The sequence below is a fragment of the Bacillus sp. V3B genome, from assembly GCF_024494465.1.
Lineage (GTDB): Bacteria > Bacillota > Bacilli > Bacillales > Cytobacillaceae > Bacillus_BD.
The window spans coordinates 14,452-37,129 of sequence record NZ_JAETXM010000028.1 but is presented as its reverse complement, the minus strand read 5'-3'; the positions used below and the strand labels follow the sequence as shown (position 1 = coordinate 37,129).

The window sequence follows — 22,678 nt, the reverse complement described above, 5'->3', positions numbered from 1 at the left end:
CTTTACTTAATAGATTGATAGGTTGTTTGTGCTTTCGTTTGACTCATGATATTTTTCCATTCATTAAAATAACCCCTCATTGGTAACTCATCTGTTACTGGAGCTGTCATTACGCCATTTTCATCGATATGATGGGTTTCTGTTAATGTCAATCCTCTATTAAAAAACACCCATTCTGCTTCAGGAATCGTTAAGCCCCTTTGTCCTTCAGCCCAGTTCGTCACATCATCCGGCTCACCAAATGCCGGAAAATCTTCTTGCGTTCTCATTCGTAAATTATTAATTTCATCAGGATAGCCATCAATCGTCGTAGCATTCCAGGTAATTTGAGTTTTATCCACCGCAATGGGTTCTATCGTTTGGATTTGATTTCCGACTAAAAGAAGATTAGGGAAAATCGTTAAATTCATTTGCGATCCCACTGCTTGATCTAAATATCGATAAGCCTTTTCGCCATATTTTTGGATTATTTGTTCTTCAAAAACTTCTCTTCCAGGCTGTGGCCGCTGTTGGTTCCAGTATTTCCCGTCCGCACCTCTATGTGCAGGTCGTTGATCGAGAAAGATATGTCCATTTCCTAAATATTGCACATACATAGGCCCATCATCCGGTTTCTGTGTAAAATAGACCATGTCTTTATCTTCTATATCAGCTTCTTTGTATCTCTCATTAATCCCAAGTAATGAACGATGGGAGAATGTAACATGATAACCATCTGCCGCATTATCATAGACAAATTTCCAATTACAGCTCATTAACTTTCGATGTGCATTGCTATTTACCCGTAAATTTTCCGCCCCTCCATTATGTTCCAACCATTGATCTAACGGTTCTTTTGCATTCCCTAAATATTCATCCAAGCTTGGACCTTCATGATTCAATGTTCCAAAAACAAATCCTTTATACGTTTCTACACGAATTTGCATTAAATTAAATTCAGGTGAGTCTAGTTGATCACCATAGGCTTTAGGCCAAGGAGCTCCGATAAACGTACCATCATTTTTAAAATTCCAGCCATGGTAAGGACAAGAAAAGTGCTTAGAATTCCCCTTTTCCATACGACAAAGTGTGGAACCTCTATGCATACAACGATTAAATAACGCTCGAACTTTCCCCTTTTGATCTCTTACAATAATGATGGGCCTTTTTCCTAAATAACCTGTTTTATAATCATTATTTTTCGGGATTTCGCTTTCATGTAATAAATAGACCCATGTACTTTGACCGTAAATTTTAATCATTTCTTCTTCAAACAGTTGCTGGTCTGTATAGACAGAACGATGAACCCGATCTTCTTGGACCAAATGTTCCCAATTATTCATCCTTTAACCTCCTATAGTCCGTTTTTCTTATAAATTTATCATATTTAGAATTTACTGAAATTTCAGTAAATAGTCAATGCAATCCACTGTAAGAAATCTTTACACATAAGGATTTGACATAGATTTTAAGTTTATTTTATTTGTTTCTAACGAAATAGATGATGGTTCCTGTAAACGAAACTTACAAGAATTTACTAAGGAACTTTTCATGTCATACCTTTAAAGAAAAAACAGTCTAGTTGTTAAGGTACAGCAGAATTGTCCCCTTGTCATCACTGAGTTAAACTTTTTTGGCTTTAAAATAGTTTAATAGGATCGCGAATAGAAGGATTCCACCCGTAATGACTTCTTGCCAATAGGATGAGATTCCGGAAAGACTTAAGCCGTTTTGAAGGACGCCAATAAATAGAACACCGAAAGTTGTACCAATGACAGTTCCTTCTCCGCCTTTGAATGAAGTCCCACCAAGTAGAACAGCTGCAGCTACTAGTAATTCTAGACCGGACCCAATCGTCGGGGAAACGGATGCTAATTTACCTGTCTCTATGATTCCAGCAATACTAGCATATAAAGCACTCATTCCGTAAACACCAATCAAAATAAGTGGAACCTTTATGCCTGCCAATTTGGCTGCTGTAGAATTCCCTCCGACCACATAAATACCCCTACCAAATTGAGTGTATTTTAACAATAGATGAGTAATGAGAAAAACAACCAACATGATCATGATGGGAACTGGTATCGGTCCAATTGAACCATTTCCTAGAAAACTAACAATCGGTAATGTATCGGCATACTGTGTCTGGCCGTCTGTCCAAACATAAACGATGCCACGAAACAAAGACATCGTTCCCAGAGTAACAACGAAGAAATTCAAACCTAGTTTTCCAATAAAGAAACCATTTGTCATCATGCCAATTAGAAAAACTGAAAGTAGCATAATACCAATACTTACTAATTCAGGCACACCTGCATAAACTAACTTGACTAAAATTAATCCACTAAAAGCTAAACTTGCGCCCACGGATAAATCAAACCCACCGGAAATTAATACTAACGTCATGGCCATCGCCATAATCCAGATGGCAGAAATCGAATTCAATAAATTGATCCAGTTATTAAACGTTAGAAAAGCTGGATTTAATAGGCTCATGATGACACATAATAGGATTAATAGGGGGCCTATTCCTACTAATCTAAGAAAATTCTTTTTAACCAGATGATTCTCTTTTTTTGATAGTTGTTCTTTAACGGCAACATTCTCCATGGCACACCTCCTAAAAGATATTAATTTCCTGTTGCAAAGTACATGACCTTTTCTTCCGACATTTCACTTCCATGTAAAATTTTCTGTAGACTCCCCCTAAACATAACCCCGATTCGATCGGCAATCCCTATTGCCTCTGGCAGTTCTGAAGTGGAAACAATGACCGTTACTCCCTGCGTCGTTAATGCTCGAAGCAACTTGTATATTTCCGCTTTAGCACCTACATCGATCCCTCTTGTTGGTTCTTCTAATAAAAGAAACTTTGGCTTTAACGCCAATGCCCTTGCTAATACCACCTTTTGTTGATTCCCTCCAGATAAAGTCTTAATCAGTGTATAAATTGTAGGCGCTTTAATCTGCATATTTTCTTTCATTTCTAGAAATTTTTCTTTTTCAAACTTGTGCTCGATCCATCTCCAAAAAGGTTTTTGACTTCGATAACTCAACATCGCATTTTCCATGATTGACATTTCAGCAATAATCCCTTCTGATTTTCTTTCACCAGGAATATAGGAAAACCCCTTATCAATCGCCTCTCTTGGACTTCTAAATGTCATCTTTTCACCATAAACTTCTACTTTTCCTTTTGAGGGGATGACTCCAAATAAACCTTTTAACAACTCGCTTCGTCCACAGCCATCTAAACCAGCTAACACAAAGATTTCACCTTTTTTAATCAAAAATGAAACATTTCTCACTTGATGACAACTAAAATCCTGAAAGGCAATAGCTTCCTCCTGAGAAGGAGAAGCTACTTTTGGTGGATAATAATCTTCCATTTCTCTGCCGACCATGGACGTCACAATGGAATGCTCCGTCATATCCTCTTTTTTCAAATCACCTATATAGTTAGAATCTCTTAAGACTGTAACCCTATCACACAATCTAAGATATTCTTTTAAACGATGAGAGATAAAGATAATACATAATCCATTAGCTTTTAGTTCATCTAATACAGTAAAAAGGGTGAGTGTCTGATCTTCGGATAACGAACTCGTCGCTTCATCTAATAATAGTATTTTAGGATTTGAGGCCAAAGCGCGCGCAATTAAAATTAATTGTTGTTTATCTGGTGACAAATGCTCTACATTTTGATTCAAGTCAATCCCTGTTACACCTAACTTTTCTAAATACTCTGATGCTATTTCTTTATACTTTTTCCAACTCACCAACCATCTGGATTCATTTCTATTTCTCCCACCAATGGAAATATTTTCTGAAACAGACAGAGAATTGACTAAAGAAGGTTCTTGTGTAACCATCGCCACATCTTGCTGAAGATGCTTATGAGATTCCTTCACAGGCAGGCCTTTATAAATCACTTCTCCTTGATCAGATTTTACCATTCCACTTATGACCTTTAACAATGTGGATTTACCGGAGCCGTTTTCTCCGGCAATTCCATGAATGGTACCCCATTCCAGATTCATCGAAATCTGATTTAAGGCCACTACTCCTGGATAAAATTTAGAAATATGATTTATTTCTAAGGCAAACGGTGTAGACACTTTCCTTAATTCGGTTGTCATTGAGCACCACTTTCTTTCAGTGCATCATATTCAAGCTCTGTCACTAACTCCAATTCTTCATCCCACGAAACAAATTCATCTACATTAGACTGATCAATTAAAGGTGCAGGGACAATAATTTCTTTCGCGATAGAATCCTTGCTATTTTCTACTAAATAATCATGAATAAAGTCGACTTGGATCGCACCACTTTTTACAGGATTAATATTGAATGTTGCATATATTTTGCCATTTTTAATGGATTGAATTCCACCTTCTTCAGCATTAAATCCTACAATCATAATGCCTTCCTGAGTGTCTTTTGAATACAATTCTCCCCCTGCATTACTGACTGCTTGAGAAGCTCCGATGGCACTTTCATCGTTATAAGCAAATACCGCTTGAATATTTGGATTTGATGTTAATAAATTTTTCATTAACGGTTCAGCACCAGCGATATTATCAGATGGATTATCCTTTTGCCCGACAAATATTAAATTCTCATAATTTTTGAGTTCTGATTTAAATTTATCCATAACAAAGATATTTCCGGGAACTGGAATGGCAAAACCTATACCTGCAACTTCTGCTTCAGAATAAGTATCTGCAAAAACTTTGGCGACAGTAATCGCAGCAGATTCACGTCCAGCAATAATTTGATTTACAAGCCCAAAGCTGTCTCCACCTTTTTGGACATTAAAATCAATTCCAAACATAGGAATACCTTTTTCCACCACTCGGTCTAATGCCGGTTGAATCGCTTTAGAATCTAAAGGCCAAACGATTAAAGCATCTATGTCTTGCCCAATTAAGGTATTAATATCGCTGGATTGTTTACTTGCATCCCCTTGAGCATCAATCCCCATGACTTCAACTCCATAGACTTCTGCTCTTGCTTGGATCGCTTTGTACCATGTTTTAATAGAATTATTGGCTTCCATTGGAATTGAGACACCAATTTTAAGATCAGATACACTTTCGTCTGTTCCGGTACTCGCTGTCTCACTGGATTCTGTCTTTCCACAAGCAGAAATAAATAATAAGCTAATTATCAATAGAATTGTTAATTTAAGTTTCATGATATTTCCTCCTATAGTGACGAGACTTTAAATCTTTGCTTTACACGAGATTGTTCATTAAGAATCCAATAGGTCTATATATGTTCAACTTGTTAAATTGACATAGAAAATGGTCGGTCAGCCTGCTTGAGCAAGCCTTTTATTACACTAGTAATGAACAGCGCATTGAAAGGAGGTTGAACGGCCGTTTCATCTCTATCTATGTCGAAAAATTAAAGTGGACTTATATAGTAAGCAAATAAAATCGGACCGACTAGTAAAGTCAATTAAAACCTCTATAAAATTTTAAACTTAATTATAAATTCTTAGTAATCACATTTTTAAACTTATATTTATGAAAATAGATAGTAACCTTGATATATCATCTTGCGACATACCAAGGTTAAAAGAGGATATTTACGTTTATTTATCTTAATAACTGTGCGATTTCACCCTTCTTCTCATCTGAAATCACCACACCATATTTATCTTTGGCAAATTCTTTCGAGATATATCCATAACGAACTTCTTTTGCCACTAGTTCAGCGGGACGTTTTTTAGGGTCACCGTATCCACCACCACCGCCAGCAAGCTGTTTATAAATAGTCCCTTTTGGAATATCAGAAATTAAGTCTTTTGTATAGCTTTCGTAAATGTTATGATCTGGATATTCAAATTTAATATAATTTACGGCACCATTTGTTCCACCTAATATTCCAGGGGCGGCAGTCGTTTCATTACCACCGTCACCAAATACACTGGCTTGAACACCATTAGCATTGATGGTAAACATGACTTCGACACCTAAGCCGCCTCTCCACTCACCTGCCCCGCATGAATCGGTCGCATATTCATATTTTTGCAGAGTCAATGGCAATGTTAACTCAAACATTTCTGGATCTTGCGCAGCTAGGGCACCTCCGGAGGCGATTAATCCTATATGGTCATAACCATCAGCACCTTTTGTTCCACCGCTTCCGCCCTTACTACCAATTAACATAATATCGACGAAAGGTTTTTGTGTACGTTCATCTGTCCCGTTTAAAATTGAACATAATAGGGAATTCCAACCTGCTGTTACTTGTTCTGGTAATGCTTTCGATAAAGCGATGAAAATAGCAGAACAAATTTGATCGCTTAGATGGTTACCAAATCCAGACGCTGCTGGAAAAACTGGATTTAACATCGTCCCCTCTGGAACATGAATCGAGATGCATCTTTGGATCGCTTCATTATGAGCAATCTCTTGTTCTGTCAGCATGAAAAATGAGATCATTACGGAAGAAATTGTAACTGGTAATGGGGCATTCACATATCCTTTCGTCTGAGGAGATGTGCCCGTGAAATCAAAATACATACGTTCTTCTTCCACCGTTACTTTTACTCTAATCTTCATCTCTGCCTCATGATCAAAGCCATCATCCACGACTAGCCATTCCCCATCGTAAACTCCGTTTGGAATTTGTTTAATAATCTGCTTGGCCATTTTTTCAGTAGAATCAAAGATTTCAGTAATCGCTTCATTAACTATTTTGCTACCGTATTGATCGAGAAGTTTAACCAACCCTTTTTCCCCTACTACACATCCGCCAACCATGGCAAGAATATCATCGCCAACAACTGGCAGTCTGACATTTCCTATGACCAAATCCCAAACATCTTTCACCTTTTTTCCTTTACTGAAAATTCTAAGAGGGGTAATCCGGATTCCTTCCTGCCATAAATCCGTAGCATATGGATTGTAGGATCCTGGTACAGCTCCACCCACATCCGCCTGATGGGCTGTAATAACGGTCCAGCCAAATAATTGACCGTCGAAAAAGACTGGTTTTAATACTTTAAAGTCTGAGTTTTGATTTCCCCCTGTAAAAGTATCATTATGAAGAAAGACGTCTCCTTCATAAATGTCATCCTTAAAATATTCAACAACTGCCTTTACACCAGGTGCAGCAGCATATCCCAGAATAGGGATATACTCCGTTTGTTCAATTAAAACACCGTCTGCAGTATAGATTCCTAAAGAGAAGTCTCTTCCTTCTACAAGCAATGGGGAATGAGCACTTCTTTCAATAACAGCTCCCATCTGCCTTCCGATGGCTTTTAATCGATTTGATATAACTGAAACTAAAATTGAATCCATTCGATACCCTCCCTAGTTATTGTTTGTGGACGCAAATTGGAGATGAAAGCCTTTCATTGACGAAGCTGTGTCGATCATAATAAAGTTGCCATTCACATCTAGTTCCATTTCGAATTCGCTTGGAACAATAATCGTCGTGGTCGTTAATTCCACGATGGCAGGACCAGCTATCTCTGCACCTGCTTTCATATGATCACCGTCATAAACAGGAACTTCTACCATTAACTTTTGGACCGGATCAAACATTTTTCGGTAATGTTTTACATTGAGTTTTTCTTCAGGATTCATAGATTCAATCGTTCTAGGTGAAAATTGAACAAAATCTCCACGGCAAGATAAGCGGATATTAATAACCTCAATCTCATGACCTCGTAAATCAAAGCCATATAGCTTTTCATGTTCTTTATGAAACTCATTTTCTACTAATTCTCTATCATTCTGTAAGACGATATCTTCATCGACTTCGATGGCCACTTCATAATGCTGACCAACATACCTCATATCCAGGCCGACCTTCACGATTTGTTGATTCTCTGAAACTCCTTCCGAAATTAAGGCTTTCGTTCCTTGCACCTTATCATCAGCCAGAATCTCAAGAATATCAGCAAAATCAGCCTTTCCCCATGTCCGATGGAAGCTTTTTACATAATCATGCCTTAATTGAGACGCGAGCATGCCCACTGCGCACAGGACAGATGAGAACGTCGGGATAATAATCTCCGAAATATCGAGTTCCCTTGCAATCATCGCAGCATGGATCGGACCCGCTCCTCCTGCTACAACAAGAGGGAAGTTTCGAGGATCCTGTCCATTTTGAATGGTGACTTCTTTTACACCATTGGCCATATTTAAATTCGAAATTTGATAGATTCCAAAAGCAGCTTCTTCAACACTCATATTCAATGCTCCTGCGATATAATCTTTAACAGCTGCTTCTGCTAGACTCGCATCTAACGACATGTCCCCACCAAGGAAATATCCTGGATTTAAATAACCTAAAAGCAAGTTGGCATCAGAGCAAGTTGGAAGTTCTCCTCCGCGACCATAACAAGCAGGACCAGGAGAGGCACCGGCACTTTGTGGACCTACTTGCAGCAAGCCACCAGAATCAATCCAGGCAATACTTCCTCCACCAGAGCCAATCGTGTGAATCGATACCATTGGGAGAGAGATGAGATTTCGATTTATTTCTCCCTCTCTACGGATATTTACTTCACCATTTTCAATAATCGATGCTTCAAACGAGGTACCGCCCATATCGATTACGATCGCTTTATCAAATCCAGATGCTCTAGCAAACGCACTTCCCGAAACAGGACCTGCAGCTGGACCGGATAATACAGTAGTCGCTGGTAATTTAGAGACAGTGACTGGATTCGTTACTCCTCCATTCGATTGCATGATTAACAGCTCTCCATTGGTAAAACCTTTCGATTCAAGTTTGGCCATTAATTGATCCATGTATGCTTTTAAAATCGGACCGACATAAGCGTTCATTGCAGATGTGCTTACTCGATTATATAAACGAATAATCGAGGACACATCCGTTGAAACCGTGACATAGGCTTCAGGCATATATTGTTCCACGATTCTTTTTGTTTTGATTTCATTTTCAGGATTCGCATAGGAATGCATATAACAAATCGCGATCGATTCAACACCTTCTTCTTTGAACCAATTCAGCGCTTCGAGGATTTCTTTCTCATCAATATCTTTTATAATCCTTCCTTCCGCATTTGTCCTTTCATCAATTCCAACGACTAAGTCCCTTGTCACTAATGGTTCAGGAGCCATATATTTATTATTGTAGAGATGCTGCCGGCTTCTTACCCCTCTTTTCATTTGCAGAACATCACGGAAACCTTTAGTTGTCAATAATCCAGTTTTAGCACCGTTACTCGTTAATACGGCATTTGTTGTAACCGTTGTGCCATGTACGATTAAACTTGTATTCCCCAATAATTCTTGCGTAGTAATTCTTAATTTTTTTGCCAGATTATCTAGCCCATTGGTTACACCAATCGAAGGATCTGTAGGAGTAGAAGAAGTTTTTTCAATGATTTGTTCTTTTGTCGTCAAATTAATTAATAATAAATCTGTAAAAGTACCGCCTACATCAATACCAATAGTAAACTTATCCAATTCTTCCACTCTCCTTTTGTGATAGATAGGTCATATACGGTAATTTACTTAATGCTTTAGCGCCATCTTTCGTTACAATGAAAACATCTGCGATACTTGCGCCGAATTCCTCTGTTGCATTGGCAAAATTAGGATGGACACTTAGGACCATTCCTTCTTCAATCCTATCTGTGCCGTTATCACTTATAACAGGTAAATCATGATCGACTCCTACACCATGTCCATGCCAGATTCCAACCTTAACATCAAGATGATCGATATACTGATGAATGGCGTCAGCAATATCACCGACTGTTTTTCCTGGTTTAATGGTCTTTTTCACTTCTTCCATTGCTTGTACACAAGCATCTGCCAGTTCTTTCATCTCATCACTAATATCACCAACAGCAATGAGGCCACCTTTTTCAACCCAATATCCATTCTCATCTATTAATTCCACATAACAAGTCACGAGAGCATTTTCACTAATTACTTTTTTCGTTGGTTTTCGAAGGAAGAATGGACCTTCTTCAATAAAGACTAGTGTGTCAATCGCTCCATTTCCTCTAGCAATTTTCTCAACTTCTCCGGCAATTTCGGAACATGTTTTTCCTGGTTGAATGGCGTCTTTGAAAGCGGCATAGCTCTTTTCAGCAAGCTCAAAAGAATTCTTGACCATTTCGATTTCTTCTTGTGATTTAACGGTTTTGATTTTGGCTAACATTCCTGTACCATCCACAATTTCACCTTTAATATGATTCATGAGATATTCATATTGTTTGATATTCATATTTTCTTTTAATCCAACAATGCTTACTTTGTTAGGTGAAGAGGCATTGATCACATTGGCTATTTCTACTAATAATGGATCTTCTGCTTGCATAACATCACCAGTCCCTACATAGCGCACATCTTGGATCGTTCCTTTTTCTTTTGCCAAGTAATAATCAGCTCTTGTGTTATAATAAGCAATAGGCTCTTGTCCCTTTATTTTGATTACAAACCCGTGTCTTAAAATCGGGTAATACCCACCAAAATAATATAAATTCCCATACTGGGTAATAATGCCTTTCCCATAAATTAAAACGACATCTAAACCTAATTCATTCATTTCCTTTTCCAGTCGTCCCCAACGCTGGTTCATAATTTCATTTTTAATAGATTCAATTGAATTAACGGTTGACATACTAACACCTCTTTAATAAAATTATTTTAAGTATTTATAAAAATCAGTATTTTCTGATTTCTATTTTAGTAGATTATTCTCTTCTGAACTGTATAGATCATTTCAACTTTTCCTCTATATTTCTTAACTTTTACTTTCTATATTTACAATTTACAGAATATTAAATTAATATACAACCCATTTTGCTGTAATAAAACTTTGCACCCTAGTGAACGTATTGTAATAATTTTTTACACATGTTGATTCTATTAAAATTTGGTGGAAAGAAATAATAAAGGGAGTGTAGAAGAAATTTATGATACCATCTCATGACGTTGAATTATTATCCATTCCTGAGCAGATCGCAAATTCGATTAAACAAATGATTATTGAAGGCAAGTTTAAACCAGGTGATATGCTCCCATCACAACTGAGTCTATCAAAATATTTTGGTGTCAGTAGACCAACCATGAAGGAAGCCTTTAACTACCTTGTTGATAGTCGTATCATTGAACCCTATAACAGTCAATTAGGTGGATTTAGAGTCAGTGATTTTTTATCAGATGATGTCAGTAATAATATCTATGAATTAATTATGCTTTCCCTTCATTCCAAGACCATCAATCACCCTGATATATTTGAGTTAAGAAAAACAATCGAAATCCCTTCCGCCGGTTTAGCTGCCTTAAGGAGAACGGACAAAGACCTAATATTTTTAGAAAGTTGCTTGTCTGATATCCGTATGAAAGAGCTTTCTGCGAAAGAAATGTTGAAAATTGATAGTTCTGTTCATTTTTTACTTGCTAGGTGCACGCACAATCCTCTGACAGAAGCCATTATGAATGCGATTATTATGACCTATCAAAAACATTCACCTAACATCCAAGAAGAAGAAAAAAATTATATTCTCATAGGCCTAACCGATGTCATTGAAGCTATCATTGATAAAGACGAAAACAAGGCAAGCAAATCTATGGAAGAGCATTTATATTATTCAAGAACGTATCTACAAATTAAACAATTGATGAGTTAACCTTCAATTCCCCTCATAAAAATTGATTTTTATTTTATCAGTTTGTTATGTAAAATTTTCCCCTTCTGTTTCATCAGATGAAGGTGATTTAAAATTAGATCCCTTTTTATTTTAGTATTTAAAATGAAAAAATAGATTAGCGAACAGGAACAGGGACTGTTCGCTAGCTACTTGTGAAACAATATTTTTCAAGAAGTACCTGTTACTAAACTTATGCTTCGGATGCCTTCTTCTCTTCCAGCTCTACGCTCACCCATACAAAAAAAGTAGAAGAATCCCCAAATGGATTTGACTTCTACTTTTTAACTTTTTTCTATATATCGATTAACCTATGTAAACTCAATAGATTTTGTTGGAATTAAAATCAAATTGCTGGCTTGGACAAGGAACTGAAAGGACGAATACAGTCCCTGATCGAAGAAAGGCAAACTGCATTAGGCCGCGGACCTCTTTCACTTTATTGCTTTAACTTCCACAGCACTTTTTATATTTTTTCCCACTTCCACAAAGGCATGGCTGATTTCTACCTATCTTCACAACTTATTAGGACCATGCCCAATCCTTGTGGCATAGACACACTCTTCTACCATGCTATCTGCTTCCGCCTTATTTATTTCAAAATTTTGTGTAAGGAAGTTTACTAATTCTAAATAGCTTTTATTCCTGTCAACGAATCCAGGTTCTCCAGCTGCTAGAACTTGTTGTTTAGCAAAAGAATAAAATGGTACACTCTTTCTCATTTCATGTTCCTGTTTTACTTGTTTCGGATCAAACACTCGAATATTTGAGAATCCATCTTCATCTATATATATTTCCTTACGATAAGAGTTAACATCTTCAATTACTTCTAAATATTCTGTAAGGTTAATTGAATCTTTTGTATACTTTTCTAGCATGTTTACCAATATGGTATTACTTAATGTTCCATAATAATGCAAAAGACCTTGTGTAAGCTTGATCCACTCTGTATTTCTACGTATTGTAGCCCTTACTTTCAGGTCATTTTTTAGGGATAAAATGGGTTCGATTAGTTCATCAGGTATAGCCAGTATTTTTTTTCCTTCAAAAGCTCCAGTATAAATCAAACCAGTAGCACGAAAATAGTGGATTTGATCGGCTTCCAATTTTGGTCCGACTATATGACCACCATTACTGGCTATATTGGTTAGCAAAGTAAAACGTTCGATATCCCATAAGAGGTAAATTCGCTCAAGATACTCAGGTATCTTTTTTTCTAACAATGCAATAAGTTCAGCCTTTTTCAAACTACTTGCATTTGGTATGTTGAAGGCTTTTCTTATAGCGTCTAGTTCATATTTCATATAATTTATTAGTCCTTCATGCAGTGTAAAAGGAAGTTTTATTTCACTCCAGTGCTTTTTATACTGTTTTTCCTCCTGTTCTCTTCTCAGGTCTTTTAATCCTGTTAAAGCCAGTTTCATATTTTTTTCTGATTTTTTGTTAATTTTGTCACTCATTATATTTACCTACTGTTTATAACTTTTTTTAAATGATGAAGTGTCTATCACGAAATACACTACTATTAATCATCCATATTCGGACTCACTAGTTCGCTTTCTCTTTATGTTAATACCTTTGCTTCTCAGGAATAACGCCTCGAACACCGCCACGTGGATCTTCCATGTCCCCTCTGAATCTAGGAATCAGATGAACATGCACATGAAAAATCGTTTGACCGGCAGCTTCACCACAATTGATACCGATATTATAACCATCTGGCTGATCTTGTTCATCAATCATCTTTTTGCCTTCAAATAATAATTGATCAATGGCATTTCTCTCTTGAACCGTTAAATGAAAATACTGCTCGACATGTCTTTTAGGGATGATGAGCAGGTGACCTTTGTTTACGAGATATTTATCATTACAATCCTCTAGTAAATTATTGTTTTATACTTTCTTTTTATTTTCCCGCTTATTTTTACGTTCCAAATGCCAATGAAGACGATACTCACAAATCTCCTTTGTCCATTGAAAAAGAACATCTTGGTCTTCTGCCATAATATTAAAGTTTACAATAAATAAGTTATTTTCAAAAGTAATAAGTCCATTTGATTTTTCACTCCACTTAATCATAGGCATTTCTGCTGTTTTTTTGCTAATTAATCCTTCATTATATTCCCATAACTTTCTACTTTCTTTATCAAAAAGATCGGTTTGTTTTCGATATTCTTCTTCCATTAAATACTGATGAAAAGCTGGTGCTGCCTCTAATGGTGAAATAGGCTGAAACCACTTGTCCATCCCCCTATCAAACATCACTTTTAAAACAACCATCTTATAACTCTTCGACATACCCGTTTTCTCAACTTCAACAACCCTCGATTCATAACAGCGAAAGACCTCCTGCTCCCGTTCAGAAAGTTCATTTGCCCATAAAAGAAAGCCGATATATGAATTGAATTCTTGTTTATAGAAGATAGAATTCGAACCACCCATTAAATACAGTTCAAGGTATGACAGCCTTCTTCCCAATTCTTGCTTTAGTGCAAAATAATCATCATAGAGCTTCTGTCTGCGCGGATGTTTTTTTCGTGCCATTTCTTTGAGTAAGTTAATGACCCCAATATCCAAATCAAATGAACATAACTGCGGAACAGCCGGTTCAATGATTGCATTTTTCTTCTTAGCTTCATAGTTTGTATCAAATACACTAAGCTTGATATCAGCATTACGATAATTTCCGATCAGATCAATGATGACACAGGCTTCTTTGTCAGGATGAAGCCGGAGACCACGTCCTACTTGCTGGGTAAAATAATGAGCTAAAAACACCGCTTGGCGAATGGACGAACAAAAGACAATGGTTCGCGTTTGTTTATGCTCCTTCCATGCCTGCAAAATACTTTCTGCCATCTCTTCACGCAATTAAACTTTCAATAAATCCTCTTCGGCGTAGCGCGTCCCAAGCCAGGTTAATTGAGAATAATCTGTATCATCATAAACGCCGACATATTTAAACGGAGCAAGCCACTGCCTTTGAATCGCTTCCAAAAAATCAAGCCGATAGGCCACATTCCCGTTACAAATCGCATACACATCTTTATTATCATTGCGATCCGGTGTTGCCGTAATACCAAGCAAGAACTTTGGTTTAAAATAATCAAGCACTCGCTGATACGTAGTGTCAGCAGCATGGTGAAACTCATCGATCATAATTAAATCAAACGTATCTGGCTGAAAAGTCTCTAGATGCTGCTTCATGCTTAACGTTGAAATAGAGGCAAAAATACTTTCTGCTTCAGCATCCTTCACAAATCTTACATCTTTTGAAATAGATATCAAACATTACCGGAAACGGGTACACTTTAAAAATATATTTGGTTATCATACGAACGTTACTCAAACAAACCCTAACAAGAGGCATCTCCTATCCATTTTCATACAGCCTTAAATGTCTTAATAAATCACTTAATTCTTTAGCACAGTAAATTTTTTAAAAAATACATCTGTTAGTTCATCTGAATGCCTTTTCCCTATAATGAGATTTATTTGGATTTACCCCTCTCTATCAACAAATTCTTTATACAATTGCTTTTGAATAAAATTAATCCTGACAAGATTTCCACTTTATCATTAGCTATAAATCTCTTTCTATTTACCTTGAATTAGAATATTTTTAGGAAAACGGTACGAACCGATCAGTTCACAGTGGAGTAAATAGTTTGAAAATCCTGTTAAATTAGATACTATAAAATAAGAACAACTTGTATTGGAGGAATTGGAATGGAATTAACGGTTTATTTAGCAGGACAGATTCACGATAATTGGAGAGATGAAGTTGCGAGGAAAGCAAAGGAAAAAAATCTTCCTCTTGTATTTGTAGCCCCTCAAACAAACCATGAACGTTCAGACAATATCGGTGAAGAAATTCTGGGGAAACAGCCAACTAACCTATATAAAGATGACGCAGCATCAGATATTAATAATTTTAGAACACAAGTCTTAATGCAGAAAGCGGATATCGTCATTGCGTTATTTGGTGAAAAATATAAACAATGGAATACAGCAATGGATGCCAGCATGGCCATTGCCATGAACAAGCCGACGATAATCATCAGACCTGAATCGTTAATTCATCCATTAAAAGAGCTTTCAAACAAGGCAAATGTCACTGTAGAAACAGTTGATCAGGCGATGGATGTCATCAGTTATATTTTTGAATAGTTTAAAAAACAAAAAACAACAAAAGATCAGTCTCCCTTGAAACATCGGGACGTTTCTTGTATTGTCCTAATTTTTTCTAATTTGATAGTTTGGAAGTATATTTTATTGATTTGATAAAGATAAAGAGGGGGCAATTCTGGTGTTTCATTAAAAAGGATCCATACCATACCATCAATAGAACGCAAGAACCGTCCGAGATCACTGAAAAAGTCCATTTTTGAAAAATGAGAAGGCAATTACCTACTATATGTAGATAACTGCCTTCTTTTGTTTATTGGATATTGATGAATATCCGAGTTATAGTTAATAGCAATCTGCCACAAACGAACTTCGATGTCAGGTTGAATATCACTCAAAGCCTTTAGTGCTTCCGGCTGCGTGACAAAAAGATAGTCTCCTGTACAGATTTTGATATCCGATCCACGCTCAACTGCTCTTTTTAGTGCAGAACTAATGACGTTTACACCAGATTTCATGGCAAAGGAAGTTAAAATATAAATACTTTTCGCACGGTCGATTTCCGTAACGAGGTGATCAATTAATCTTCCCGTTATCAGCTGTACTTCCTCTTAGTCATCTTCAACCTCTATTAAAAAGACTTTATTTAAGGCATTTCCACTAGTTGCAATGAAATGAGCGAAAAATAACATCTTCTGCACTATCATTCTGATCTAGCATATTCCTCAACACCTTCTTTTTCTTTTCGTTTGTATTTCATTAATTCTATCTTACTTATATTCCGAATTATTTAACTTTTGGAATAGTAGAGCTAACTCTAACGAAAAAGTACTGTACCATCCTTCTTTATAGATGATGCAGCAATTTAAACAAAAGTTAAGGTAAAAAGATCAAATGACCTTTTTACCCATAGTATTTTCAATGATTTGAATTAATTGGTTTCTTCTTCGTTCAAAAAACTTATCAAAATGATCATTTCTGATTGAATCAACATCAATTAAATGTGTTCTTAATAAATTATCCAATTCATTTCTACTTATTTGCCTTTCCTGTTCAATTTTATTTAGATAAATACTGGGTGCGTTACCGCCGATCATCCTATTTGTTTTATAAGAAAGCGGCGTCTTATTCACTATTGAATCATACATTTTTTTATCTATATCCTGTTTCTCGCAATATGCTCTAGGAAATATGTGATGAATATCAATTTGATCACCATAATATGTTTGTATATCAATGGATACTCCAGATATGAAGTCCTTTCCCCCTGCCTTCATTAACAATACATGCAATCCTTTATAAGCGGCACTATTACGTGTTCGAAGTGAATATAACCTTTCTGCAGCGAAATTTGCATCTCGAATCGTAGTGGGTTCTGACCCTCCATTAATCCAATCAATTACTTCGGGTAGATCTTTTGCAAATCTAGTATCCGTTCCACTGCCATATAGTTCACCTAAAACACCGCACCAGTACCATTGCGCAATCATATTACGAACATGTAAATTATGCGTTTGACTTCCAAGTTCTACAAAAAGCGCTGATAATGGAATTAACTGCGATCCATAAGGTAAATCCCTGGATGAAAATATATTCTGTTCTTGAAGAAACTTGGCTGCCTCAATGAATCCATCGACAGCTTTATCTCCCCAAGTACAATAATCCTCTAGAGTCAGCTTTAAAATATCCCTGCGTTTACAACTTACTGCAGCAGTAGATTTTTGTTTTTTACGATTATATGTCATTAACAGAGAAATACTTTGTAATAAATCAGTACTACTAATATCAGTTAAAATCTTATTGAAAACATCACTGCTATTCGTTAGCTTTGCCTTCTTTTCTTCCCAGTCATTCCTTAACTCAAAATTATCAGCAGCAAAGGAAGCCGTTAATAGTTCAAATACCGTTAAGGAAACTCCACCAGTATTAACATTTTCAAACACTTGGCAAACGGCGTCTTTAGGGGTTTGCTTTCTAAGCATAATGACTGGAATTTGATAGTTTTGGAACCTGGGAAAAATATCAGAAACTAACTTACTCCATTTCATGGATCTTTCAGCAATTTTATTTGGATCACTAAAATACTTTGTCTGCCAACCCAATAACTCCGCAGGATGCAGAATTAAATCAACTGGGAGCATTCCTGCCTCACACTCTTTTACAGTATCGGAGTAATCGGCCAAAATAACTTTTCCAGGTCCCTTTACAATCTTATCTTCAGGAACACTTACGAGCGCTTCTTCTCTCTCAACGTCTGGATCTATAATTTTATCGATATTTATGTAATAATGACGGAAAATTTCTCTTCCTCTGCTATCACGTGTTTTAACAGGTTTTCTTAATATTAAAGATTGAAAAAGTGATGTAAGTCGCTGCTGGCCATCTAAAATAAGTCTTTCTGGTTCAACTTGATTAGCATTGTTAAGTCCCTCAACTGGTCTAGGCGCAAATTTTACATTAGGATTACCGGTTTGCAGCATCATTACTGATCCTATTGGATACGACAAAGAGATACTAATTAAAAGATTTCTTATTCTTTCATCATCCCATACCCAGCCCCTTTGAAAATCAGGTAATTGAGTTCTAAATTCCTTAATACTGCTTAACAAATCAGATAAACTCTCTACTGTACTATCAAATGTAGTAAATCCACTCATATGTAAACAATCTCCCTCTAGTTTTAGTTATAAAGTTCTACAAAATATGTCGAAATACCTGTATTGATTAGAAGTTTTTTGTGCATTACTATACTTCAATGAAGAATGGAAATAGATAATTCCCTTCATAGTTTCTGTTCTATTGTTGCTCCAGCATGAAAAGTTACCTTACTAACTATCAGTTTCAAATACAACAGACCAATATATGTTTATTTTGTGAGCTTTTGCATAATTTGTGTGGAATATGCATTAATATTTTAAAGGTTTATCTTCAAATACAGAATTATACTACGATCATTAATTAGTAACTCAATACACCCTTTTCTCAGGAATAACTCCTCGAACTCCTCCGTGAAGATCTTCCATATCCCCTTTATAACTTGGGATTAAATGAACATGAAAAATCGTTTGACCTGCTACTTCTCCGCAATTCACGCCAATATTATATCCATCAGGTTGATAATGTTCGTCCAGCAGCTTTTCACCCTTAAACAATAATTCATCCAAGCGCACTTCTTTCTTCACTGGTTAAATCAAAATACTGCTCCACATGTCTCTTAGGGGTAATAAGTAAATGTTCTTCATCGACAAGTTCTTTCGAATAAAAAGATCAGGGGATTACTTAACCTCAGATTTATTATTTTTCTTCAAATCTCTTTCTTCTACAGTATCATCCAGATACTTCGTAAACTTTGATTCACCTGAATAGGATAAGCATAAATATTCCTTCGCTCTTGTCATGCCTATATAAAGGAGAGACACTTCACGCTCTTCATCGTCTTCTAAAGGAAACGGCATCGAATCTACATTCACAATAAAGACAGCCTGATAATCTAATCCCTTACTGCTATCAATGATACTAATTTTCACCTTACCATCCTCTTTATTGAATAAACGTTTAGACTGGTCATTCTCCGTAATCCAATAATAGTCAATCTCATATTCATTCAATGTTCTTTTGATCATATCGATAATGGGATATTTCAGTGTCCGTTTCACCCGATAGAGGATTAACATTTCTTGGAGTGGCACCTTTTTTTCGGAATGTAACTTTTGTATCTGTCTAGCGACAATTCTCATTTCATCATAAAAAGTTCTAGATCGAACAATGCCAGGTTCCGGTCCTTTTCTTTTCGTACTTTGAGGTGATATGATCTCCCCTTCAACTTCTCGATTCACCACTTTATCTTTAAATACCGAATGTTTCCGGTAGAAGTCCCAAGCAAATGTAACGATTTGAGAGGTATTCCGATAATTGATCGATAACACCTTTGACCTGCCTCGGAAGTTTAATCCAGTATCCTGTACATAAGAGCGCTTTCTTTTATAAATCGTTTGGGCACGATCTTCTACCAATAGTAGGGATTGTGTTTCTTCATTGATAAGTGAGCTCACTAACCTTAACCAATCTGCTTCAAAATCCTGTCCTTCATCGATTAGAATAGCATCATACTTAGGAAGAATTGCTTCATTGTTTTCTAGCTTAGTAATGATATTCGGTATTTGTTGCCCTCTTATGTTCAAATCATTTTTCAACCACGAGTGAAAGTTTCGTACCATTACGTTTTTATGATCCTTCGTGTTCTCGACCGTATTACTTGTAAAATCAAAATCAAACAAATCCTCTGGTTCATTTAACATATGAGTAACCATTTGCTGAATGCCGTTTGCCAGCGATATATTATAGCAAAGAATCAAGATCTTCCAATCAGGATGATCCTTTGAAAGCATTTTTGCCCGACTAGCTAAGATTAACGTCTTCCCGCTCCCAGCTACTCCACGAATTAATCGATTCTTATCTCCTATTTGCTTAGCCAAATTTTCCTGGTGCAAATCCATGGTCTTAATATCATGAAGTGACAACAGCAATTGATCCTGATAAGGAACTGGGGGTTTAAATTCTGCACTAATCCGAACCTCAGGAAATAAGTGATAACGAATCGAATTAATCTCTTCATAAGTGAGCGGCTCTCGTAAACGGAACGGAACCACAAACATGTTCAAAATTTTCTCCATCAAAATGTCTTCGGAGAAACCTTCTTTATCAGGATCAATTTCATCCCTTGTCAGACAAAGATTCGGTTCAACCACTGAATAAAGTCCCTCTTTAATGAATTCTCTTGAGAACAATCTTGTAAAAACAACTCCATGACCATAAGGAAATTTTAATTGAAATTTATATTTTCCATCCAATTGGACTAAGTTTTTATCTTTTTTCAGCACATCGACAAGATGAAATGTATTATCTCTCGCCTGTTTCATGGGACTTTTTATAATCGTCTGTTCACCTGAAGTCGCTACAATATGCCATTCTTCATGATTAATTTGTAGCAATGTATTCTTCGTATAATCCTTAACTTCCAGTACAACAAGACCTAGATCCGGACCTATAATGACAAAGTCTGGCCTTCTGCCAAGAATATCAGGCTCATAATAAACGATATAATCATCAGGCAAGTACGTTTTCAATGTGCGAAAAAGCAGTCTTTCACCTGTAGTAGCCGATGATCGAATTGTTTCTGGGATCGTGATCGCCATATTACCCGCTCCAAAATTTTCTATTTTTCCCTATTATACAACAAATTTCGTTTTCGGGTTATAGATTAGGTATTTTATAATAGGTCTTATGTTTGAAGTTCAATAAAAACATCATATTTAACATGCCTCAATAAACAGAAAAGACCAATCAGTGCGATTAGCCCGTAATATCGATACCCAAACTACTCGAGCAAATAGCTAAGAATAGTATATGGAATAGCCTTAATCCCATGATCTCTATCCTATTAATCTTCTAATACCTATCAGATATACAGTATTTTTATTAAATAAACTTCTTATTATAAATCCTCCTTCAATAATTATTTTTTAAATGGCAAAAACTAGTTGTTATAATGTGGAAGATATGCAAAAATAAACTATTGAAACCGAGAGTTTTCACTGTATTCACATTTTAAAAGTTATTTTACAGTAGTTTTTTCTATACTGTTTTTTATAAGAATAATAGAAAAAAGGGGAGAAAATGGTGAGTAAAAAAATAGCTATCTTTGTACTATTATTTACTTTTTTGTTTGGAACAATGGCTTACGCTCATTCCGGAAGAACGGATTCAAGTGGTGGACATAATTGCAGTGAAAAATCTCAAGCAAAGGGATTGTGTTCAGGTTATCACTCCCATAATGGGGGAGGATCTACTTCTAGTTCAGGTAGTTCCTCAAGCAGCAGTTCTACCAGTGTTAGAACTGATAAAAATTGCTCAGACTTTGCAACATATGATGAAATGATTCAATACTGGAATTCAAAGGGCTATTCAGCAACATATGATCCAGAAAACTTGGATGGATGGGGTAACGGTCAAGTAGATGATGGGATACCATGCGAAGCTCCTAGCGGTTACGATAAAACAAAGATTAATAACAGCCCTGAACAAATTCAATACAATCAAGATCAACAAGATCAAACAAATGGTGATAAACAAGGGTATGCTCAAGGTTTGAATGATGGATATCAAGAAGCTACAAATAACAGTATTGCTTCAACTGGTTCCGATGCATTTAAACAAGGTTATGCTAGTGGCTATAATAGAGGCTATGAAGAAGGAAACAGTAAAGTCGAAGCAGATAAAGGAAGGGCTACTGATGAAGGTTTTGCTTTAGGACAAACACAAGACAATATTATTGTTCCTGATACGTATGTTTCTCACCCGAGTCTAAAAAAATCTTTTGAAGATGGTTTTAATAAAGCTGTTACTGAACGAGTTGAGGCAAAGAAAAAAGAATATATCGACTTAGGTTATAACGATGGAAAGAAAGATACCCTCTCCTCTCCTAAAGATGTCGAAGAAATTTATATTACATCTTATCAAGAGGGATTCGACAAAGCTCAAAATGAGTTAAAAGAAGAGTATGTTCAACAAGGTTATGAATCTGCTTTTACGATGGTCAAATATAAAGAACCCGATCTAGCCAACGAAAAATTCAAGGATTGGTACAAGGAAGGTTTTGTATCTAATAACGAAATAGCAAAAATTAAAAATGCTGCCCTTGATCTAGGTAAACAAGGCGAAGAGTTAAGTATCCCATCCCAATATAAACAGGGTGAATCAATTTTTACCTATTATTATGAGTTAGGTCTTAAAGAACATGAAGAACAGCAAAACGCCAACCAAAAGGCTGCTGCTGGAGGTATTGGTGCTGTTGCACTTGCCTGGTTAGGTAGAAGACTATACGTAGCAAAAAGAATGATCAGTTAAAGGAGGGTTAAA

Annotated in this window: 15 protein-coding genes and 3 pseudogenes; 3 read left to right on the top strand and 15 right to left on the bottom strand. The window is 36.3% G+C overall.

The genetic code is table 11. The annotated features are described in order from the left end of the window. Positions 1–2: 2 nt before the first annotated feature. From JMM81_RS19670 to JMM81_RS19640, 7 genes are all read right to left on the bottom strand, one after another. A complete protein-coding gene (locus JMM81_RS19670) occupies positions 3–1,322 on the bottom strand; it encodes an aromatic ring-hydroxylating oxygenase subunit alpha (protein WP_256243239.1) in 1,320 nt (439 codons plus the stop codon). 280 nt (positions 1,323–1,602) lie between these two features. After that, positions 1,603–2,589, bottom strand: coding sequence for an ABC transporter permease (locus tag JMM81_RS19665; protein WP_256243238.1), 987 nt, complete (start codon positions 2,587–2,589; stop codon positions 1,603–1,605). A 20-nt stretch (positions 2,590–2,609) separates the two neighbouring features. Further along, positions 2,610–4,118, bottom strand: a complete 1,509-nt coding sequence (locus JMM81_RS19660; protein WP_256243236.1) for a sugar ABC transporter ATP-binding protein — start codon at positions 4,116–4,118, stop codon at positions 2,610–2,612. Next, the gene (locus JMM81_RS19655) at positions 4,115–5,176 is read right to left on the bottom strand and encodes a sugar ABC transporter substrate-binding protein (RefSeq protein WP_256243234.1); all 1,062 of its coding nucleotides are present in this window, start codon (positions 5,174–5,176) and stop codon (positions 4,115–4,117) included. The genes JMM81_RS19660 and JMM81_RS19655 overlap by 4 nt, the downstream gene beginning before the upstream one ends. A 406-nt stretch (positions 5,177–5,582) precedes the next feature. Continuing rightward, entirely contained in the window at positions 5,583–7,295 is a 1,713-nt protein-coding gene (locus JMM81_RS19650) for a hydantoinase B/oxoprolinase family protein (RefSeq protein WP_256243233.1), read from the bottom strand. Between the two features lie 12 nt (positions 7,296–7,307). After that, the gene (locus tag JMM81_RS19645) at positions 7,308–9,437 is read right to left on the bottom strand and encodes a hydantoinase/oxoprolinase family protein (RefSeq protein WP_256243232.1); all 2,130 of its coding nucleotides are present in this window, start codon (positions 9,435–9,437) and stop codon (positions 7,308–7,310) included. Continuing rightward, the gene (locus JMM81_RS19640) at positions 9,430–10,602 is read right to left on the bottom strand and encodes a M24 family metallopeptidase (RefSeq protein WP_256243231.1); all 1,173 of its coding nucleotides are present in this window, start codon (positions 10,600–10,602) and stop codon (positions 9,430–9,432) included. Before JMM81_RS19640 ends, JMM81_RS19645 begins: the two co-directional genes overlap by 8 nt. A gap of 295 nt (positions 10,603–10,897) precedes the next feature. On the opposite strand from JMM81_RS19640, the gene JMM81_RS19635 reads away from it, so the two are divergent. Continuing rightward, entirely contained in the window at positions 10,898–11,614 is a 717-nt protein-coding gene (locus tag JMM81_RS19635) for a FadR/GntR family transcriptional regulator (RefSeq protein ID WP_256243229.1), read from the top strand. 465 nt (positions 11,615–12,079) lie between these two features. Here JMM81_RS19635 and JMM81_RS22950 read toward each other — a convergent pair whose 3' ends face one another. The 4 genes and pseudogenes from JMM81_RS22950 to JMM81_RS19615 form a co-directional block, all read right to left on the bottom strand. After that, on the bottom strand, positions 12,080–12,151 hold the full coding sequence (locus tag JMM81_RS22950; RefSeq protein WP_256243253.1) for an SEC-C metal-binding domain-containing protein: 72 nt from the start codon (positions 12,149–12,151) through the stop codon (positions 12,080–12,082). Beyond that, positions 12,148–13,092, bottom strand: coding sequence for a hypothetical protein (locus JMM81_RS19625; protein WP_256243228.1), 945 nt, complete (start codon positions 13,090–13,092; stop codon positions 12,148–12,150). Before JMM81_RS19625 ends, JMM81_RS22950 begins: the two co-directional genes overlap by 4 nt. A gap of 109 nt (positions 13,093–13,201) precedes the next feature. Then, positions 13,202–13,501: pseudogene (locus JMM81_RS19620) on the bottom strand (HIT family protein); the annotation flags it as partial. 24 nt (positions 13,502–13,525) lie between these two features. Then, positions 13,526–14,887: pseudogene (locus JMM81_RS19615) on the bottom strand (DEAD/DEAH box helicase); the annotation flags it as partial. A 474-nt stretch (positions 14,888–15,361) separates the two neighbouring features. On the opposite strand from JMM81_RS19615, the gene JMM81_RS19610 reads away from it, so the two are divergent. Then, positions 15,362–15,802, top strand: coding sequence for a YtoQ family protein (locus JMM81_RS19610; RefSeq protein WP_256243227.1), 441 nt, complete (start codon positions 15,362–15,364; stop codon positions 15,800–15,802). A 308-nt stretch (positions 15,803–16,110) separates the two neighbouring features. Here the strand turns inward: JMM81_RS19610 and JMM81_RS19605 are convergent. The 4 genes and pseudogenes from JMM81_RS19605 to JMM81_RS19590 form a co-directional block, all read right to left on the bottom strand. After that, positions 16,111–16,359: pseudogene (locus JMM81_RS19605) on the bottom strand (phospholipase D-like domain-containing protein); the annotation flags it as partial. A 291-nt stretch (positions 16,360–16,650) separates the two neighbouring features. After that, positions 16,651–18,417, bottom strand: a complete 1,767-nt coding sequence (locus tag JMM81_RS19600; RefSeq protein WP_256243225.1) for a DUF262 domain-containing protein — start codon at positions 18,415–18,417, stop codon at positions 16,651–16,653. Between the two features lie 309 nt (positions 18,418–18,726). Continuing rightward, positions 18,727–18,924 carry an HIT family protein gene (locus JMM81_RS19595; protein ID WP_256243224.1) on the bottom strand — a complete coding sequence of 66 codons (198 nt, stop codon included), beginning with the start codon at positions 18,922–18,924 and terminating at the stop codon, positions 18,727–18,729. Between the two features lie 111 nt (positions 18,925–19,035). Then, a complete protein-coding gene (locus JMM81_RS19590) occupies positions 19,036–20,955 on the bottom strand; it encodes a 3'-5' exonuclease (protein ID WP_256243223.1) in 1,920 nt (639 codons plus the stop codon). 484 nt (positions 20,956–21,439) lie between these two features. On the opposite strand from JMM81_RS19590, the gene JMM81_RS19585 reads away from it, so the two are divergent. Next, on the top strand, positions 21,440–22,666 hold the full coding sequence (locus tag JMM81_RS19585; RefSeq protein ID WP_256243222.1) for a YHYH domain-containing protein: 1,227 nt from the start codon (positions 21,440–21,442) through the stop codon (positions 22,664–22,666). The last annotated feature ends 12 nt before the right edge of the window (positions 22,667–22,678 follow it).

What these genes read in the sequence shown, in the direction of transcription:
- JMM81_RS19670 (WP_256243239.1), bottom strand. Translation starts at nt 1,322, where the DNA reads ATGAATAATTGGGAACATTTGGTCCAAGAAGATCGGGTTCATCGTTCT.
- JMM81_RS19665 (WP_256243238.1), bottom strand. Translation starts at nt 2,589, where the DNA reads ATGGAGAATGTTGCCGTTAAAGAACAACTATCAAAAAAAGAGAATCAT.
- JMM81_RS19660 (WP_256243236.1), bottom strand. Translation starts at nt 4,118, where the DNA reads ATGACAACCGAATTAAGGAAAGTGTCTACACCGTTTGCCTTAGAAATA.
- JMM81_RS19655 (WP_256243234.1), bottom strand. Translation starts at nt 5,176, where the DNA reads ATGAAACTTAAATTAACAATTCTATTGATAATTAGCTTATTATTTATT.
- JMM81_RS19650 (WP_256243233.1), bottom strand. Translation starts at nt 7,295, where the DNA reads ATGGATTCAATTTTAGTTTCAGTTATATCAAATCGATTAAAAGCCATC.
- JMM81_RS19640 (WP_256243231.1), bottom strand. Translation starts at nt 10,602, where the DNA reads ATGTCAACCGTTAATTCAATTGAATCTATTAAAAATGAAATTATGAAC.
- JMM81_RS19635 (WP_256243229.1), top strand. Translation starts at nt 10,898, where the DNA reads ATGATACCATCTCATGACGTTGAATTATTATCCATTCCTGAGCAGATC.
- JMM81_RS19625 (WP_256243228.1), bottom strand. Translation starts at nt 13,092, where the DNA reads ATGAGTGACAAAATTAACAAAAAATCAGAAAAAAATATGAAACTGGCT.
- JMM81_RS19610 (WP_256243227.1), top strand. Translation starts at nt 15,362, where the DNA reads ATGGAATTAACGGTTTATTTAGCAGGACAGATTCACGATAATTGGAGA.
- JMM81_RS19600 (WP_256243225.1), bottom strand. Translation starts at nt 18,417, where the DNA reads ATGAGTGGATTTACTACATTTGATAGTACAGTAGAGAGTTTATCTGAT.
- JMM81_RS19590 (WP_256243223.1), bottom strand. Translation starts at nt 20,955, where the DNA reads ATGGCGATCACGATCCCAGAAACAATTCGATCATCGGCTACTACAGGT.